Origin of the sequence: Actinomyces sp. S4-C9 (genome assembly GCF_000758775.1) — a bacterium.
Lineage (GTDB): Bacteria > Actinomycetota > Actinomycetes > Actinomycetales > Actinomycetaceae > Gleimia > Gleimia europaea.
Window position 1 is genome coordinate 1 of the sequence record NZ_JRMU01000010.1, and the last position, 16,670, is coordinate 16,670.

The window sequence follows — 16,670 nt, forward strand, 5'->3', positions numbered from 1 at the left end:
CCTCGAACGAGTTCGAGGCGGGCTGAATGATTACTTCCATTATGTCGTCAAGTCTTCAAATTTTTGTCGACCGATCGAACAATGCAAGCTGTGATTCTTTGCATGTCACTGACATGATTCCCGAGGGCGTTGCTAGGCCTCCAGTACCGATTTTGGCAAGCGGTGAACGGTGACTGCGCCGATTGCGTTGAAGGGGTGTAGTGGGTCCGGGTTCTCAGAGCCGGTGGGCCCACCGAGCTCCGAGTGTGCCAGGGCGCTCATCGCTACGTAAGCATCCCCCTCATCCCAACCGTTATCGACGGTGAGGAAGTCAAACATATCCTCGTATCCATTAGTGATCGACTGCTGCACCGGGTTGCCAATACCGATGAAACACCACTCATCGGCCGTCTCAATGCGGGGTGCGCGAATCTTCTTACCCTTAACCAAGTCAACCTCAACCACAGCTACGCCCTCGGCCTCGATAGCCACAAAAGAGGACTCACCGCGCGCCATAATCGCGTGAATATCGCCAATGGAAAGGTAGGCGCCCTCCACCTCAACAGGCAGGTACACGGTCGATCCTGGCTTCGCGTCGGTCAGGTCCATGTTGCCACCGGAAGGGAAGCTCGGCATGATCGTCGAACCCGGCTCTCCCGCAGGAGCCGTACCAATACAACCAATCATCGGGCGAACCCCAGCTGAAAGGTTTTCCGTTAGCTTAACCACGCCATCCTCGATTGGAATCTGACGCGAAAACACATCCTCACCCATGCGGCTCGCAAGAGCGCCAGACCCGGGAAGCGACACGGACCAGCCGTACTCCTTCAACTGAATGTCACGAATCGTCACCTTCAGCGTGTCGCCAGGCTGCGCGCCCTCAACATAAACCGGGCCCGTAACCGGGTTAATCGTGGATTCACACTGGCTTAGATCCTTCTTATCGTGCAGCTCCGCGTAAAGAGCGTCATCAGTTTCAAAACCAATCGTCTGGGCCGTGCCCGGCTGGATGCGCAGAGCCGGAGCAATACTGGCATCAAAACTTGTGCGGCCATACTCCTTGCCAAGAAAATGATCGATGTGCGTCATTTGGACTCCTACCATTCAGGTGGCGTTCACGGTTTCCCGCCACGGGGTTTTGGCCATGCTATCCAAATGGCATGCGAGGGGGCGAAGCCACCTCTAAACGATCCACAAGGTGGACAGCGCGCTCATCAAAAGCCTTGCTCATTGACGCGCCGCCGAGCCTTCTACCGCTCGCTACTGCGCGCAACGCGGCTCCTCTGAAATCGGATGGATGAGGTATCAAGCGATCCGGATTGAACGGTAGCGGTTAAGCGCCGCCGCTAAATCAACCATGCGGGGCCGCACCATGAACGCCGACTTTTCTGGACCGCCAAGACCATCCAGGCCGTGTTGCTCGATAATGGCATCGAGTGCCCCCAGAGCCTGCGTCAGCGTGGTTTCGCCATCGAACGCGGTTGCGCGCTCCCCATCAGTAAGCGCACGAATCGCCCATGCGATGGCCTCCGTCTGGCCTCCGTCCACAATCTGCTCCACGTTGGACACGTCAATATCTTGACGATCCAGCGAAATGCTATCCAGCCCCTTAGACTTCGTTTTCGCCTTACCGCCATGCGCTTTAAGCGGGAGCATCACGCGCTGTTTCACAGCCGGGAAATCCTCCACGTCCATGCGTTCACGCGGCTGAGCCGCCACAACCTCGCGCGCCTTCTGCGTCACGTCATGCGCCACATAGCTATCCAGCATGAGCACCAAGTCCGCCACATCCAGATAGTCACCGGAGCCGCCCATCACTAAAATCGTTGAAACGCCAGCCCTCGCCAGCCCTCCAATGCGATCCACAAACGGGGTGATCGGCTCCTTCTCATCCGCCACCAGAGCGCGCATACGCTCATCGCGGATCATGAGGTTAGTAGCCGAGGTGTCCTCATCCACTAACAGCACGGGGCAGCCCACCTCCACGGCCTCCACAATCGAGGCCGCCTGCGAAGTTGAACCCGACGCATTCTCCGTAGAAAAAGCCGCGGTATCCGCCCCGCCCGGCAGGTCATTAATAAACGCGGACACGTCAACCGAAGTGACTGCCCGGCCATCCTCGGCACGCACCTTCACAGCACTGGGCACAACCGCAACAAGTTCGCGGCCATCATCTGGCACGTGAGCGTAAACGCCGCGCTGCAAAGCATTCAGCAACGTGGACTTACCGTGATAACCACCGCCCACAATCACCGTAATTCCCGGCTTCAACGCCATTCCCTTAACCTCGCCCGCATGGGGCAGGGTCACCGTTTGCTCCAGTGATTCTGGCGAAGTGAAACGCACGGCCTCATCCATTGGATAATCCGAAATGCCAGAGCGGCGCGCCAGCACCGACTCATTCGCCACAAAACCAATCCAATCGTTATCTGCCAGAGCGGCCTGCAACGCCTGGTAATCCACGTACGTTTCCACGTGGCGGCGCAGATTAGCTAGGTGCTGCGCGGCGTCCTCGGAAACAAAATCGAACGTGTCCATCACCGTGTACGGAATATCAACATCTGCAAGGCGCGCCATGGAACGCCCCATGATTGTGCGTCCGCGAGCGGGGAACTGGCACTGGAATCGCACCTCAACCGCGGTTTTGTCAACGGATGCGTAAGAGCGCTCCAAAATCTCTTGGCCGCAACGCGCAATGCGGATCTCTGGGGTTTTTGAACTGTTCTTCGCGAACTCGCGCGCCAAGAAATCAGCTACAGCTACGCGCTTTTCGCGAGTATCAAGCAGATCTTCAGGGATGCCCATCTTTACCGGCGAGGCCGTAGCGCGCAACTGCGATGGTGGCGCGTACGGGTCAGACTGCACGCGGTCGATATGCAAAGTGAAATCGCCATAGTCGTAATCGCCAACCACGGACTTGTACTGGCCGTAGTTGCGGCCGTCAATTTCGTGGAACCGATCAATCAGATCCTGATCCGAACCCGACTTGCGTTCAAACTCGCGCTTACCGCGGTATACGCCCCGATCACCGCGGAAACCGCCGTGGACGCGATTGTCACGAAAATCGCCGTCGCGCCCGCCTCGATACTGATTGCCGCGATCATAAAAGTCTGCCATGTTACTTCCTAAAACCTGTAAACCCGCTCTAATTTAACAAATCGAGATATTGTGCCCGAGCCTTCATCGCATGGATAACGAGCTCATTCCCGCTGTCAAAGATCAGCACTACAAGCTCTAATAGTCTTCCTGCGTTGTCGAAACCGAGCCTCAGTTCTCTTTGGGGATTCTCATCATCCAAAGCAGCGACCCGCAGAGGGAACGTTGCTGCCTTGAGAATGTCGTCATCGTTAATATGATCGCGTTCTTGATGTTTTCGTGCTGAGTTGTGCAGTGAAATCTTCACGTCAGAACCGCTTCGCGAATCAGTGCGGATCGGGTGATGTTTTCTTGCGCCGCGCGTTGGTCAATGCGTTTCAACTCGTCGGCAGTGAAACGGATGGCAACAACCTGACTTGGTTCGGCCCCGCGGCCTGGCCGGCCACGTTTTTTCAGTTGCGTGGCGTTGTATCCCGCTTCAGCTTCTTGAACCCACTTCTCAATCTGTTCTTCGGTGACTTCTTTACCTGCAATAGTTTCACGCATATGAATATCGTAATACGAAATAGGTGAGGAAGGGAAGAGAGATTGCCTGGCAGTCATTGCTTTAAGAAGATGTCTGGCTTCGTCGTTAGAATGAGCGTATGACTTTGATTGCTGCCACCGACGGATCCTCCTTGGGAAATCCCGGCCCTGCCGGCTGGGCTTGGTACATGGACGAGCAAAACTGGAGTGCAGGAGCGCTAGAAGAGAGCACGAATAATGTGGGCGAGCTGCTCGCCGTACTCGACCTCCTCCGCCAAACCAGGGGCACGCAAGAAGACCTGCATATTTTTGCCGATTCGCAGTACGTCATTAACGCCCTCACCAAATGGCGTTTCGCTTGGAAGCGTAAGGGTTGGAAGAAGGGCGATGGCAAGCCGGTAGCTAATCGTGAAATCATGGAAGCCCTTGATGAAGAGCTTGAATACGCCCGTAAGAAGGGCCGCAAAGTCGAGTTCGAGTGGGTGCGCGGACACAACGATCACAACATGAACGAGCGCGCTGACGACCTTGCCCGCGGCGCAGCAACCGCAATTCAAAGCGGGAAAACGGTTAAAGAGGGGCCGGGGTTTTCTCACATCGGCCGAGGTGAAGCTGACGCGGGTCCGTCCGAAGAGGTGAACTCGGCCGGTGAAGAATCCGAGCCGTCCTCGAAAAGTGGCAACGTAATGCACGCAACCGGCGGTCAAGGAAGTAGACCCGAAGAGCCTGTGAATGAGATGGACATGCTGTTCTCATTCGACGAGCCCGCACAAGATAGTTCGAACGAGCGTTCACAGACTGCTGTGCCAAACGCAGAACCCGCGAGGAAAAGCGCGCCCGTCAGGGAAATCGCATTGAAAGAGGCCGGCAACACGGGCGAGAAGCACATAGAGGACAGGCAACGGATAGGAAAGAGGGTGGATCCGGTCAGCAGCGTGGTTTCAAAATCAGCTAGTGAGGGACCGGGCCGCCGCGCTTACATTCAGCATGGCGTACACGTAACTGAACACCGTTTGCAGGTGCCGCTGGATTACTCCGATCCAAATGGCCGCCAGATCGAACTGTTTGCCCGCGAAGTGACGCTGGATAAGAACGGTCCAAACACTGACCAGCCCGCAATCATTTTCATGCAGGGAGGCCCGGGCGGACGCGCGCCGCGCCCCGGCGACTTCAACAGTGGCTGGATCGGTGAAGCGCTGAAGACCCACCGAATGATCCTGATGGACGAGCGTGGCACGGGCCTTTCAACCCGCCTGGACGCCCTGACGCTTTCTGAGTTCGCTACGGTCAAAGACCAGGTCAACTACGTTAAGCACTTCCGCGCGGACAACATGGTGCGCGACGCAGAACTGCTGCGCGGTGAAATCAACGCCGGCAAGAAGTGGGCCAGCCTGGGCCAATCCTACGGCGGCTTCATCAACACGTCGTACCTTTCCCTTGCCCCCGAGGGCCTCTCGGCGGTCTACTACACGGGCGGCCTGCCCGGCCTGGTAAGCATTGACGAAATATACCGTCGCACCTACCGCGCAACAGCGGCTCGCAACGAGGTTTACTTCAAGCGATACGAGGCAGACCAGCAAACACTGAAAGACGTGCTCACCCACCTCGATACACATGAAGAGATTTTGCCAACGGGGGAGCGCCTGACCTCCCGGCGCCTGCGCATGCTTGGCCTCATGCTTGGAACCACCACCGGATTTGACCAGTTGCACTACTTCTTTGAGGGTCCGTTTGTGAGCGTGCGCGGGCAGAAGCGTCTGAACACGCAGTTCCTCGACATGGTGGGGCGCCAGCTCTCGCAGGGGGATTCGCCAATGTACGGGGTATTGCACGAGACGATTTACGCCGGCGCTACGCCAGCCCTTCGCGGTGAGGCTACAAATTGGGCCGCTGAGCGCTTGCTAGCCGAGGTGGGATCAGGCATCCCCGAAGGGTTCGCGCCCGCGCCGGACTACCGGGCCGAAAGCCCGGTTTACCTGACCGGCGAGCACATGTACCCCCTCATCTACGAGGAGGATCCTGCGCTTGCTCCCATGCGAGAATTGGCGCACGAACTCGCGGCATTCACGGACTGGGAGCCGGTTTACAACCCCGAGCAGCTGGCAAACAACGAAGTGCCTGGAGCCGCAGCCGTCTACTTCGAAGACATGTTTGTGCCCACCGACCTGTCGCTTAAAACCGCGGAGCTTGCCGGCATTCGCACCTGGGTGACCAACGAATACCAGCACGACGGACTTCGAGCTGACGGAGCTGCGGTGTTCCAACACCTGCAAAATCTGCTCGAAGACTAGTTGCATAGATTTCTCGCCGAAGTCTGCCGCAAACTGTGATGGTTCCAGCCGCGTAAGCCGCATCATTTCGGAATGAAATGAATAGTCACGATTTGATCACCTATTGGCGTGTCTAGTTGAAACGGCTACAATTAGTACATTCGAGTGCGAATGTGGGGTTTTATGAGGCGAAAGAGGCTCACAAATAGCCGCCTCCTAGCGATGGGGGCGGCAATCGTTTTGCCGTTTTCCCTTGCTACGCCAGCCCTTGCCGCGCCTGATCTCTCGATGGACGCGCGCACAACCCTCATCTCCACCACTTTTGCCGGCGACATTCAGATGGTGCGTTACGAAGAAGCCCCAAGCGAAACCGCTATTGCAACTTCCATACGCCAATTCAATCAGTCCGCAAAAACCGTTTACCTTATCAACCCGTTTGTGGATGCCAGCGCCGCCACCATCGCGGGAGCTCCCAAATCGCAGCGTCCCGGCCCCGTCCTCTTCACTGAAAAGAATGGGGAACTTAGCGAGCGCACACTACTTGAAATCGCGCGACTTTGCCCCGAAACCGTAGTTGTTGTTGGCGAGGGAGTGACTGAACAAGCCGGCGCGTCCACACGCGAATTCGCGCAAACCGCTCGTGATAACAACGGTGCCCTTACCGGACAGGTTGAACTATTGACCTGGCAGGGTGAATCCGCCGAGGCTACTTCAAACCTGATTGCGGAGGCCACCTACTCAAAGGGCGCCAAACGCGTTTACCTGGTGGGGGCTGACGACGAGAACAAGGATGCGCTCGTGGCGATTGCTGGCACCATGGGGGATGGCCCCGTGCTCCTGGTCAGCAAAGAGCACGTACAGCAGGCCAAGCAAATCGCTGCAAGCCTAGAACCGGATTACGTTGTAGGAATCGGTGCGCTAGACCCGAAGCTGGTGGACGAAGTAGCAGGATCGTTCCGCAAGAGCTCCATCAGCGGGTCCGTTAAGTCAGTAGCCTTAAACGCTGCAACCGCGCGGAAAGTTGAAAAGAACTCCGTGACAGCGGTTGCCGCGCAAGACGACCCAGCCAGCCTCATTTTGGCGGCTGAGTCCGCAAGCGGTCCCCTTATTCCACTACCTGCCGATACAAGCGAAACCGAAGCGGTAGCTACTGTGCTGCTGACGAATAAGCTGACTGAGGCCTCGTCAAAACGATTTGTAGTCTTTGGCGCAAAGGATCCTGACGGCAAGCTTTTCAAAGCGGCGCAGAAGTAGCCTGTTGCTTGTCTCGCCCTAGTCTGCCAGCCGAACTACACTAGACCGTAACTGTTGTTAAGAATGCTAGGAGCAGCCATGAGCACGCAAGCCGCACTCGAACAAGACTTTAAAAGCGAGGTTGTGAAGACTTTGACCGAGCTGCACGACTGGAGCGTTGACAACCCCGTTGAGACCGAATCTATTGTGCTTGGGCTAACTACATTCGCATGGTACGCAATGCCTGACATTCTGCGCGGATCCGGCACTCGCTTTGTGGCAAAGAGCGCCCTGCTCGGAGGGGTTGGCGCCTACTACAAGCACGTGGGTTATACCGCTGAGGACGTGAAAGAGGCGGGAGCGCAACTGCAGTACTCCTGGAAGAAGAACTTCGGTGATCTGCCCGTGGCTACGCAGGTGGGTATTGGCGTTGGGGCGGTAGCGGCCGCACTTAAAGTGAACTCGCTTGTGGAGCGCTACATCCTCCACCGCGGCGAGCGTCGCAAGCGTGCGGGCAAGAAGATGCCACACATTCGTCAGGGGCTAGCTCTTGGCGCAGTGGCCTGCGGGGTAACCTACTTCGCCCTCAAAAATCAGTAATAGTAAGGAAGTCACGCGGCACGCGTGCATGATCGGTTGCAAGTGAAAGGCGCAGTTGAAGTTGGCTGAAGGAAACGTTTTCGAAGCGATTAACTGGAACAAGCTTGAGGACGAAAAAGACCTCGAAGTTTGGGACAGGCTTACGGGTAACTTCTGGTTGCCAGAAAAGATTCCGTTGTCGAATGACATCCCGTCTTGGCGCACGCTAAACGACGCTGAGAAGGATATGACCAATAAGGTTTTCACAAACCTCACGCTTCTTGACACCCTGCAGGGCACGGTCGGCGCGATTTCGCTGATTCCCGACGCGCGCACGCAGCACGAAGAGGCCGTGCTCACGAACATCGCCTTCATGGAGTCCGTGCACGCCAGGTCTTACTCCTCGATCTTCTCCACGCTGCTTTCTACCAGCGAGATTAACGAGGTGTTCCGCTGGTCTGAAGAGAACGCGGAGTTGCAGAACAAGGCGCGGATCATTAACAGCTTCTACGTGGGTGATGACCCGGAGAAGAAGAAGGTTGCCTCAACGATGCTTGAGTCGTTCCTCTTCTACTCCGGCTTCTACGCACCCATGTACTGGTCGGCGCACGCCAAGCTTACGAACACGGCGGATCTGATCCGTCTTATTATTCGTGACGAGGCCGTGCACGGTTACTACATTGGTTACAAGTACCAGCTGGCGGTTGCAGAGGCCTCGCCGCAGCGCCAGGCCGAGCTGAAGGATTACACGTTCGAGCTTTTGGACGAACTGTACGAGAACGAAGAGAAGTTCACGGAAGACCTGTACGATCCGCTAGGTCTAACGGAAGACGTGAAGAAGTTCCTGCGCTATAACGCGAACAAGGCCCTCATGAACCTGGGATACGAGTCGCTATTTCCGCCGGAGAGCACGGACGTCAACCCCGCAATCTTGGCTGCGCTTTCGCCAAACGCGGACGAGAACCATGACTTCTTCTCCGGTTCAGGTTCCTCTTACGTTATCGGCGACATCGAAGACACTGAGGACGACGACTGGGATTTCTAGTTTGAAAACTGAGGTTTACCACCGATTTTGAGGTGGTTTGCCAAGGTAAAGCAGAAGAGCCCGGACTTGCACATACGAGTCCGGGCTCTTTCATAAACATGGCGTGCGTCACAAAAGTAATCAGATTGTTACAAGATTTGTTTGCTACGTGGCAAATATCTTTGCTACGTAGCATATAGTCGGTATATGAGAGTCAACGATGACAATTTCTTCAAATGGTTAGAAGCCGGCTATCCACGGCCGCAGCTGTGCAGAGAAGATTGGCACAGCCTTAATGGCGAATGGGGATTTCAAGAAGATCCCGATGACGTTGGGCTAGATCAGAAGTGGTATAAAACCGATAGGTCGGATTCCTTTGGTCATGCCATTATCGTGCCGTTCCCGCCCGACTCAAAGAGGTCTGGCTATGTATGGCAAGACCCTCAGAACGACTCGGAAGTTGTTTGGTACAAACGAACGATTACAGCTGAGAATCTGACAAGCTCGTTGGAGCATCCGCAGTGGTTCATAAACTTCGAGGCGGTGGATTACGAGTGCGATGTTTGGGTTAACGGCCAGCATGCCGCTCGTCATCGCGGAGGTTACACGCCTTTCTCGGTACGGCTTGAGGGCGATGCTCCTTTCGAAGTAGTGGTTCGGGCCAAGGATTGCCCTATTGCTAGCCAGCCGAGGGGTAAGCAGTCTTGGCGTAAAGAAATTAATGGAATTTGGTACGAACGCAGTACAGGAATTTGGCGCGATGTTTGGCTAGAAGCTCGCCCGGGGCTGGCTATCGAAGATCTGTATTGGCGCTCTGATGTTGAAGGTGCGCAGCTGATCGGCCAGATCACTTTGTCGAAGGAGCCTGAAGCGAACACCAAGTTCACGGTTAGGGCCAGGAGCAAGAACAACGATATTGCCGACATTTCGGTTTGCCCTAACACGCGAGTTTTTGATGTGGTGATTCCTCTTCCGCAAATCAAGAACAACATGGATTCACAAGAATGGTTGTGGGCGCCAGCGCATCCGAACTTGATTGACCTCTTCCTAACCTTGGAATCTGGCCGCGGTGTGGATCGCGTAGTGTCTTATGCGGGTATCCGAAGCGTTAGTGTGTCAGAGGACTACCTTCACATCAATGGCCAGCCTGTATACATCAGGGGAATTCTAGACCAGGGATACTGGCCAGAGAGTTACTTTACTGCCCCCTCGCCTGAAGCCATTCGAGATGAGATTCGACTTATCTTGGACCTTGGGTTCAACCTTTCAAGAATTCATGAGAGAACCCCGGATCGCCGCTACCTGGCGTGGGCAGATTCCCTTGGGCTCCTGCTTTGGGCAGAGTTCCCCTCCTCATACGTTTTTGACGACAGCGCTTTGACTGATCTTTCTGCAGAATGGCTCAGTGCGGTTCGTAGAGATAGGTCGTCTCCGTCAATCATCACCTGGGTTCCAATAAACGAATCCTGGGGTGTTCCGCAGATAGCCGCCGATGTAAGGCAGCGAGCCTTTGTGGAGGGGCTGGCGAATCTAACCCGCGCGGTAGATGACACGCGCCCAATAAGTTCAAACGACGGTTGGGAACAGCCCGCTACGGATATAGTTACCACCCACGATTACGCGGATAAGCCGGAGCAGCTCCAGTGCGCGTACGCGAGTGAAAGCGCCATGAGGCAATCCGTAAACGGCATCGGTCCCCAAGGGCGTCGGACCCTCCTCGATTCGGATTGGGATTTCGATAAACCCGTCATTGTCTCCGAATTCGGAGGAATCGCCTTGGATGAGGGGAATTCGAAGCACTGGGGTTACAGGACGGTTGGTTCTAAGGAAGAGTACGAGAAGGTCTTTAAAGGACTTGTTTTTGCTCTACTTGAATCACCTTTCTTGGCCGGTTTCTGCTACACGCAGCTAACGGATACCGCGCAGGAGGTAAACGGGATTTGCACTCCTGATAGGAAACCGAAACTGCCGAAGCAAACCGTTCGAGAGATTATTACCTGCTCAAAGCCACACGATTCTCAAGTGCGTCCCCGAGTGGTAACCGAACACGCAGTGGGGGTAGCTGAAAAATGACCTCAACACGTAGTGCTCGTGATATCAGGCGCCGGTTCACCAATTTTGGTTTCACAGTTCCATTTCTGCTGTTCTACATAGCGTTCATCCTTTACCCCGTTATCCAGGCGGTACTGATGAGCTTCTTCGATTGGGATTTACTTGGTAGAACACCGCAGTGGGTGGGATTCGATAACTACAAGCAGATGCTTGGAGGGGCCGGAATTGAGTGGAGCGTTGGATCCTCTTGGTGGGTGCAACTAACGCTTCTGGTTCTTGCTGCGGTAACTGCAGTTTGGGCAGTACGCAATAATCGCCTTCGTTCAGGTGAAATCTTGCTAGTTGCTTCCCTGATCGTGGCTGCCTTTCTGCTCGGCTTTAATGCGGGAGACACCGGGGCTTGGAACGACCCGCGCTTTTGGAACGCGTTCAAGAACACGGTGGTTTTCACGATCGTGTCAACACCGATCATTGCTGGGTTGGGCCTAGCTTTTGCACTATTGCTTGATCTGGGCAAAAAAGGAAATGGATTTTATCGAGCAGCCCTTTTTGTCCCGTACATCCTTCCAGTATCGGTAGCCACTCTTATCTGGGGATACATGCTCAACCCCTCGCGAGGAATAGTTGCCAAACTGACTGACACATTAGGCGTTGGCGTAGTGGCTTGGCTGTCGGATCCACGCACTGCAATGGCCGCAATCGTTGTGACTACCGTGTGGTGGACGGTGGGCTTCAACATGATCCTATTCGGAGCTGGCCTGCAAGACATTGATCCCACTCTGTATGAAGCTGCAGCAATAGATGGTGCGGGGCCATGGCGAAAGTTTGTATCGATCACCTTGCCCGGACTGAAGCATGCGACGCTACTTGTTGTAGTTACCCAGGTGATCGCATCGTTCCAGATTTTTGGTCAGGTAAACATCATGACAAATGGTGGGCCTGGAGGCGTTACAGATGTTTTGGTTCGATACATCTACCAAACCGGCTTCAGGGATTCGAACCTGGGGTATGCCTCCGCGATGTCACTGTTCCTATTCGTAGTCATGGTCTTTGTTTCACTTATCCAGTTCCTCATGTCGCGCGAAAGGAGCAACTGAAATGACTGCTCAGACACTCTCTCTCGCTCCAGAGGTAACCGAGCCGAAACCAAACCCTAAGCGAAACACGGCGAACGTGCTGTACCACGCTTTGATGATCCTAATCGTTCTGATTTGGCTCATCCCTCTAATCTGGATGTTGTCGTTGGCGCTGACGCCAAATGACGTTCTAAAGATCAATTCGCAAAGCTTGCTTCCACAGGGATTCACGCTCTCTAACTTTGCTGATGCTTTCCTCACAGGAGCAACTCTGCGATGGTTCCTAAACTCCACCATTGTCACGGTTATAACCACTATCGTCACGGTAGTGGTATGCGCGATGGCCGGGTACGCCTTTGCTAAGCTGCCTTTTGCGGGCAGATTAGCGGTTTACTCGCTCACTCTGGCCGGAATGATGGTTCCTAAAGAGGCAATGTTCATTCCTCTGTTCATGATGTTTAGCGACATTAACCTGCATAACACCTACTTGGCGCTGATTCTGCCACGAATCGCTTTTCCTTTAGGCGTGTTCATAATGACGCAATTCTTTGCGCAAGTGCCGGATGAGATTCAAGAGGCAGCCAGCATTGATGGGGCTTCTTCCTGGAGAATTTTCTACTCGGTAATGCTGCCCCTTGCCCGCCCATCACTGATCGCTCTAGCAACATTCACATTTGTGCAGACGTGGAATGACTATCTGTGGCCACTCGTATCTGCCACGAAACCTGCAATGTTTACGATCACGACAGGTCTTGCATCGTTGCAGGGGACCTTCTCGCAATCAACGGAGCTAGGTTCATTGATGGCTCGAGGAATCGTGGGCACGTTGCCTTTGCTACTTGTATTCGTTTTCTTCCAGAAGTACCTCATTCGAGGCGTGTCCATGTCTTCTGGAGAAAAGTAACAAACCCAAGAAAGATTGGAGAGAAAAATGAGGTTAAGGAAATTAGGTGTTCCAGCAATGGTGCTGGGCGCTGTTTCACTAGCTCTTACGGGTTGCGGTGTTAGTGGCTCGGGAGGATCCGGAGGCGAATCTGGATCTAACGAGGACATGCTCCAGAAAATCGCAGAGGTTTCAGATGATGACCTTCAGGGCGCCACGATAACCTTGGCGCGGTTTTTTGGCGATTGTAACGAAACCACCAATGGTGTTACTGACATGGATAAGGCGACCACAGAATGTGAAGCTATCCAGATCCTGACAAACAAGTTCGAAGCTGAAAATGCTTGGGGGATCAAGGTCGAGCGGTTGGGTGGATCCGCCTGGCACTCGTACTACGATGGCCTGAATACAGCTCTGGCTAGTTCGGAAAAGCCTGATATCGCCGTAATGCACGGATCGAACCTGCCTGAATATGCAGATAGGGGCCTACTCATGGAGGTTCCTGAATCTATTGGTGTTGACACCTCTGATTACACTGACCCGGCATCTGCAGCGGTTGAGTATGACGGTAAGCAATACGCGCTTCCCTTCGATTCGCACGCAACGGTTTCCCACCTGAACATGGATATTCTTCGCGAGGCAGGTTTGGCCGCAGAGGGCGAAGTGTACAAAGTTCCAACAGACCCGAAGGTATTCCTCGAGCACGCTCAGATTGTGAAAGACAAGACCGGGAAGAACTTCCTGGACGTTGCAATGACTGCTGATCCGATGGCTTCGCGCCTGTGGGAGACTTTCATCTACCAGCAGGGTGGAACGCTTTTGGATCCGCAGAGCGGTGAAGTAAACATGAACAGTGAGGAAGCTGTAACCTCTCTCGAGCTCGTCAACAAGCTAGTTGATGGAGGATTTACCGCAAAGACTCACGACTATGATGCTTCCATGCAGGCCTTCCTGCGCGGGGAGTCGGCCATCATGTACAACGGCTCATGGGCAGTCAACCAGTTTGAAGCTGAGACGCCTTTTGATTACGAGGTAGCTGACGCGCCGATGCTATTTGACAAGCCTGCAACTTGGGCGAACTCGCACGTCTGGACGGTTCCCGTTCAGGAACAAGGCGATCCTGTACAGTACCGTGCAGCATTTGAGCTTGCTAAGTTCTACTACGAAAACACTGGAGTCTGGGGCGTTAAGACGGGACACATGCCGGCAAGTAACACGGCTTTGAACTCCGAAGAGTACCTCGCAGCTCCGCACCGCGAGCAGTACCTGGAAACTGCAAAGGCATACGGTACGTTGCCTCCACGTGTTGTTGAGTGGTCTGCCATTGATTCATCTATCCAAGAGACCATCGAAGCTACCTGGCTGAATGATGCTGACATTAAATCGACGCTAGATAAGCTTCAGACAGCTGTTGAGGGAATCCTCAAGTAAATCGACAGCTATCTGTCCACCAACGTAGGGTGCCCATCGGTTTGAATCGGTGGGCACCCAACGTTTAAGTCGCAATATGGGGATCGTGGGCACTGTCTGTAAACTTGTGTTTGATTCTTGTTTTGTAGTTTCACTATTTCCAAAATGGCGATGGAGTTAGGGCTTGCGACCACCAAACATGCAAGACGTTGCGGCGCTTGCCGGCGTTTCGCAAAGAACTGTTTCAAACGTTGTTAATAACTACGTGCATGTTTCTGACCAGACCCGCAAGAAAGTGCAGGACGCCATTCAGGAACTCGGTTACAGGCCAAATATCGCTGCTCAAAGACTTCGGTCAGGGCGTACCGGCATGATCGCGCTGGCCGTACCAAACATTTCTTGGCCATATTTTGGCGAACTAGCGCACCTCATTCAAAAAGAAGCGCAAAAGTACGACCAAACCCTACTCATCACCGAGACCGAAGGAATGCGGGAGCGGGAACTGAAATCCCTTGAAGGTTTCCGACCAGACGTAGTTGATGGAGTGATCTATTCCCCGATCGTTCTCACAGGGCAAGAGCTACCCAAGATTGACGTGCCCCTCGTTCTGTTGGGAGAGAAGATCTCTGATATTGGCGTCCCTCACTTTGCAGTTGATGGGGAAGCAGCCGGAAAGGCGATCACAGAGCATCTATTGGAGCGCGGGGCGAGAAGATTCGTTGTTGTAGGTTCCTCTGAAACAGTGATGACAATTGGGCCAGGGCCTCAACGCCGGCGTGGTATTGAACAAGCGCTTGAAGAAAAGGGGCTGAGCCTGACCCCTGATTGTGTGGTGGAATCTCCGTGGACATACGAGGGCGCGCATGGCGCCTTAACGTCCTGGCTCACTACTCATGATTTGCCAGATGCGATCATTGCCCTCAATGACATTGCTGCGGCGGGCTCAGTGCGCGCATTGGCCGATATCGGCGCGCATGTGCCTGACGATGTGATGGTAACGGGCTGGGATGACACGGACGTGGCATCCTATACTCTTCCATCGCTAACCGCAATCAGTCCGGACAAGGTTGCTATTGCCAGACAGTCCGTAAAGGCGCTTATGGAACTGATTGAAATCGGGAACACCGATTGCGGTGAGGAACGAGTTGATTTTGAACTTGTAGTCAGGGAATCTTCGACGCGGCGCTAATGCCTACAGATCGTGCAAAAGTGCGCGTCCAGTGCACGCTACTCCTGCTCGTGCCGGCACCCATTCACGACCTAACGTGTTCAACTGCGGTTTTCGCTTTCTCGCTACGTTGATAGGCTGAGCCCCATGACGTTTCGAGTACTTTTTGTTTGCACCGGAAACATTTGCCGATCCGCCATGGCCGAGGTGGTGCTAAATCAGCACTTTGAAGCCGCTGGCCTTGACGCCGTAGCTACCTCTGTTGGTATTTCTGACGAGGAACACGGCAACCCCATTGACTACCGCGCTCAGCGCACTCTAAAAGCCGGCGGCTATGACATCCCCAATCACTTCGCCAGGCAGATCACCGCGCAAGATCTCAAAGATTGTGACCTCGTGCTCGCAATGACGTCAAACCACTATGCGGCAGTCGAACGGTTGTCCGCACACACCCACATTGACGTGATCGAAAACCCGCAGGTGGGGGACGAGCGTTCCACTGATCTGCGCATGTTCCGCGCAATGGATCCGGCGCTTGCGGGTGCGCGCAGGCGAGAACTCGACGTGCCTGACCCCTGGTACGGCACCCAACAAGACTTTGAGGACACCCTCGACGTCATCGAATCAGTTGCCGACTACATAGTGGAGTATGCAACCGAAGCCCTTGAAACGTGACGCGAGCTGGGTGGAGAGCTTTCAACAGGAGGCTAGCGACGGCGAGGAGGGCGGTCTCTACGACCTGGTGACAGGAGACCTAGGTGAACAGACTCTCCGAACAAAACATTTCGGTGTGCATCGCAGGGAAAAGTGCTTTTGTAAGACCTAAAACACACTTACAAAAACGTTACATTTCAGATATTGCGAATATTTCGAATAATTGCGACACTGGGTGTTATGAACGCTTCAATAAAAACACGGTCAGTAACCCTTCCTTCTGAGAAAATAGAAGAGCTCTTGAACGTTTCCCGTTTCTTGGAGCAATCTCCTGCTCCAGCCTTGTTGTTGGGACCTGACGGAGAACAACTGGAACTGCCGGAACAGGTATACAAATCCCTTATTGATGTTGTTAATGCCATGAAAAACCGGCAGGCGATTGCCATAGTTCCCATAGATAAGAAACTTACGACTCAAGCCGCCGCTGACTTTCTTGGTATCAGTAGGCCAACTTTGATCAAGCAACTTGAGTCGGGAGAGATACCCTACGAAAAACTCCCAGGAAGTCGCCATCGTCGGATTCTTCTAACTGACCTGCTCAAGTATGAAAACGATCAACGCAAGATGCGTGAAGAGATATTTCGACAGATGGTTAGCGACGCCGAGGAGGACGGCCTCTACGACCTGGAGTTTCAGGAAATGCGAGACTGAAGCTCATGGT

15 protein-coding genes are annotated in these 16,670 nt (G+C 54.1%); 11 read left to right on the forward strand and 4 right to left on the reverse strand.

Features of this window, described 5'->3' with window-relative positions; all coding sequences use genetic code 11:
* Nucleotides 1-132 precede the first annotated feature (132 nt).
* From HMPREF1628_RS04505 to HMPREF1628_RS04520, 4 genes are all read right to left on the reverse strand, one after another.
* Complete coding sequence (locus HMPREF1628_RS04505) at nt 133-1,068, reverse strand: acetamidase/formamidase family protein (RefSeq protein WP_034508514.1); 936 nt, start codon at nt 1,066-1,068, stop codon at nt 133-135.
* A gap of 216 nt (nt 1,069-1,284) precedes the next feature.
* Nucleotides 1,285-3,096, reverse strand: a complete 1,812-nt coding sequence (locus tag HMPREF1628_RS04510) for an ABC-ATPase domain-containing protein (protein WP_034508516.1) — start codon at nt 3,094-3,096, stop codon at nt 1,285-1,287.
* 28 nt (nt 3,097-3,124) lie between these two features.
* The gene (locus HMPREF1628_RS04515) at nt 3,125-3,382 is read right to left on the reverse strand and encodes a toxin (protein ID WP_084703230.1); all 258 of its coding nucleotides are present in this window, start codon (nt 3,380-3,382) and stop codon (nt 3,125-3,127) included.
* The gene (locus tag HMPREF1628_RS04520; protein WP_186822317.1) at nt 3,379-3,621 is read right to left on the reverse strand and encodes a CopG family transcriptional regulator; all 243 of its coding nucleotides are present in this window, start codon (nt 3,619-3,621) and stop codon (nt 3,379-3,381) included. The genes HMPREF1628_RS04515 and HMPREF1628_RS04520 overlap by 4 nt, the downstream gene beginning before the upstream one ends.
* Nucleotides 3,622-3,719: 98 nt before the next feature.
* Here HMPREF1628_RS04520 and HMPREF1628_RS09165 point away from each other — a divergent pair, with 98 nt between their 5' ends.
* The 11 genes from HMPREF1628_RS09165 (at nt 3,720) to HMPREF1628_RS04575 (ending at nt 16,660) form a co-directional block, all read left to right on the forward strand.
* A complete protein-coding gene (locus HMPREF1628_RS09165; protein ID WP_084703231.1) occupies nt 3,720-5,891 on the forward strand; it encodes an alpha/beta fold hydrolase in 2,172 nt (723 codons plus the stop codon).
* A gap of 162 nt (nt 5,892-6,053) precedes the next feature.
* A complete protein-coding gene (locus HMPREF1628_RS04530; protein ID WP_156956877.1) occupies nt 6,054-7,124 on the forward strand; it encodes a hypothetical protein in 1,071 nt (356 codons plus the stop codon).
* Between the two features lie 78 nt (nt 7,125-7,202).
* Nucleotides 7,203-7,703 (forward strand): hypothetical protein, encoded by a 501-nt coding sequence (locus HMPREF1628_RS04535; protein ID WP_034508521.1) that lies wholly within the window; start codon nt 7,203-7,205, stop codon nt 7,701-7,703.
* A gap of 61 nt (nt 7,704-7,764) precedes the next feature.
* Nucleotides 7,765-8,727, forward strand: coding sequence for a class 1b ribonucleoside-diphosphate reductase subunit beta (nrdF, locus tag HMPREF1628_RS04540; protein WP_034508967.1), 963 nt, complete (start codon nt 7,765-7,767; stop codon nt 8,725-8,727).
* A gap of 186 nt (nt 8,728-8,913) precedes the next feature.
* Entirely contained in the window at nt 8,914-10,779 is a 1,866-nt protein-coding gene (locus HMPREF1628_RS04545; protein ID WP_052038877.1) for a glycoside hydrolase family 2 protein, read from the forward strand.
* 116 nt (nt 10,780-10,895) lie between these two features.
* Entirely contained in the window at nt 10,896-11,855 is a 960-nt protein-coding gene (locus HMPREF1628_RS04550; protein ID WP_232219381.1) for a carbohydrate ABC transporter permease, read from the forward strand.
* Nucleotide 11,856: 1 nt separating this feature from the next.
* Entirely contained in the window at nt 11,857-12,738 is an 882-nt protein-coding gene (locus HMPREF1628_RS04555) for a carbohydrate ABC transporter permease (protein WP_084703233.1), read from the forward strand.
* A 27-nt stretch (nt 12,739-12,765) separates the two neighbouring features.
* A complete protein-coding gene (locus HMPREF1628_RS04560; RefSeq protein WP_034508527.1) occupies nt 12,766-14,148 on the forward strand; it encodes an extracellular solute-binding protein in 1,383 nt (460 codons plus the stop codon).
* Nucleotides 14,149-14,311: 163 nt separating this feature from the next.
* On the forward strand, nt 14,312-15,316 hold the full coding sequence (locus tag HMPREF1628_RS04565) for a LacI family DNA-binding transcriptional regulator (RefSeq protein WP_156956879.1): 1,005 nt from the start codon (nt 14,312-14,314) through the stop codon (nt 15,314-15,316).
* Nucleotides 15,317-15,442: 126 nt separating this feature from the next.
* Complete coding sequence (locus HMPREF1628_RS04570; protein ID WP_034508535.1) at nt 15,443-15,970, forward strand: low molecular weight protein-tyrosine-phosphatase; 528 nt, start codon at nt 15,443-15,445, stop codon at nt 15,968-15,970.
* A gap of 219 nt (nt 15,971-16,189) precedes the next feature.
* The gene (locus HMPREF1628_RS04575) at nt 16,190-16,660 is read left to right on the forward strand and encodes a helix-turn-helix domain-containing protein (RefSeq protein WP_034508539.1); all 471 of its coding nucleotides are present in this window, start codon (nt 16,190-16,192) and stop codon (nt 16,658-16,660) included.
* The last annotated feature ends 10 nt before the right edge of the window (nt 16,661-16,670 follow it).